The following is a 2083-nucleotide window of genomic DNA, read 5'->3' as shown; positions in this document are numbered from 1 at the left end:
GAATAGAAGCTTATGAATTTAATAAAATATGTGATACATGTGAAAAAGTAGGTGAAAAAGATGAATAAGAATTTATATAAGAAAATTATTTTGTCAACAATCATTACGGGAATGGCAGTGAGTAATGTAATTCCACTTCATACTTTGGCAGCAGAACAAACTGTGTCCCAACAGCAAGAAAGTTTGAAGAACTATTCCCTTGGTCCTGGTGAATTTAAAGAAGTAATGGGAAAAATGGTGGCAAATATCCTTACAATGGATTCATATGCCAATACAATCAGTAATCAACAGCTGACAGATTTAAGTAAAATAAGTTCTATAAATGGTGATTTACAAGCAAACATGATTAAGCATCAACGGGATGCAATAGAGAATGCCGACTTTTGGTTCATGCATTTTAAAACTCGTATTATGTACACGCATCAGAATATTGTAAGTTATAATGATACGTTTCAAGCAAGTTATAAGCTTTTACTAACTGCTATAGAGCAAAAAGATACAGAGAAATTAAAATATGAACTAGAAAATTTGTACAATAGTATTTTGTACAATAGTCAAAAATTAGATGTACTGTTAGAAAAATTGAAAAATTTTCAAGGTGAAATAGCAGAAAATACAAGAAATTTCAAAGAAGATTTCAATCAATTGGAGAATATTCTAGAAAGTACGAACGCTGGTATTCCGCTTCTACAACAACGAATTGAGAATTGTAATAATACAATTAAAGAAAACTATGATAAACGTGGTGGCTATATAGCTTTATCTGTATTTATGCCTCCGATTGGTATACCATTGATTGTCACTGCTGACAAGAATATCGCATCTGCACAACAAGAAATAGAACAATTAAAGTCCAGAATTTCTGGAGCAGAGGCAGAAGTAGTTATTTTGACTGATGCCAAAAATAAAACGGAACATATGGCTGCAACAGTTGGTACAGCTGTTACTGCTCTTGAAAATATAAAGACTCAGTGGGGGACAGTGGAGAAAAAATATAAATCATTGATTGCCAGTGTTGACAACATTAGTCTAGACTTGTTTGATGAGATTATAAGAGCAGATCTGAATACAGCGAAGGATAATTGGCAGGACCTTAAAAATTATACAGATAAATTATATGAAGGTGCTAAGATTGCACAAAATAAATAGATTGTACAAATAGGAGAACCACAAATAGGACAACCGCAAATAGGACCGGATTGCACCTGAATACATGTAAATAATATAAAAACATACAACCTTGTATTTGTTGGTAAGATTGTATGTTTTTTTATAGAGATGTACTACTTCAGGTACCGTCAATATTTTTGTGTAAATAAAGAATTTCTTTTCTTGCAGAGGAGAGGGTTCTTTATTTTTTATCTTCAAACATAGCTGTTAGTTCTGATTGAGCTTGATCGAAACCTAAGTGACAACGAGTTGTGAAACGCTGATTGTATGTTTCAAATTGTGAAACAAGGAATCTTTCTACCAATTCTTCATTAGGAAATTGTTATTTGCGCTTCTTTCCCCTACTTTTTTCTTGTTATATAAAAACTATATAGTAAACATGAAATTGAAAAAGTTAGACGGAACATCCTTTTAGAGGCTGAATTTCCCTTCAACTAATTCCTACATAATATAAGTAAAAAAAAAGATAAGAACACTATTATTAGTGCAGTTTCAAGATTAGCTTTATATAGGAAACTACAAGACAAAGTATAAGAAAAAACACCCGCCGAAATTGGAGAATTTTTCAGATGTAGTGGGTTATTCTTTGAATCGTTTCCGTACTCCTTTAATTCACGAAAAAAATGTCGAATTTATGCGAATTTTGTTGTTTTATTGTATTTCTAGTGATAAAATCTTAATTATAGAGAGAGTGGACACAAACCCCTTTGGAATTAATTTTCCGAAAATTTAGAATTATTATGTTTTTCGTGTTTGTGCACTTTCCATCTCTACTCTTTCGTTTTTCTATCCAACGGAAGAAAAACGAATTGTTATGATTCAAGTCGTTTTTTTTCGTGAAAGTTTTATTTATCATTTTAGATGTAACGCGATGAACCGTAACGATAATAACTAGTGGTAAAAAACTATAGAA

General features: G+C 31.5%; 1 protein-coding gene and 1 pseudogene. One reads left to right on the top strand and one right to left on the bottom strand.

What is annotated here, in order from left to right:
- Window positions 1-60 precede the first annotated feature (60 nt).
- Window positions 61-1149 (top strand): non-hemolytic enterotoxin subunit C, encoded by a 1089-nt coding sequence (gene nheC, locus AB3X48_RS21490; protein WP_016103593.1) that lies wholly within the window; start codon window positions 61-63, stop codon window positions 1147-1149.
- 202 nt (window positions 1150-1351) lie between these two features.
- Here nheC and AB3X48_RS21485 read toward each other — a convergent pair.
- Window positions 1352-1492, bottom strand: a pseudogene (locus tag AB3X48_RS21485) (IS256 family transposase); the annotation flags it as partial.
- Window positions 1493-2083 lie beyond the last annotated feature (591 nt).

It is taken from the genome of Bacillus sp. S4 (assembly GCF_040838205.1).
GTDB lineage: Bacteria > Bacillota > Bacilli > Bacillales > Bacillaceae_G > Bacillus_A > Bacillus_A cereus_U.
This window is presented reverse-complemented; position numbering and strand designations above follow the sequence as displayed.

What these genes read in the sequence shown, in the direction of transcription:
- nheC (WP_016103593.1), top strand. Translation starts at nt 61, where the DNA reads ATGAATAAGAATTTATATAAGAAAATTATTTTGTCAACAATCATTACG.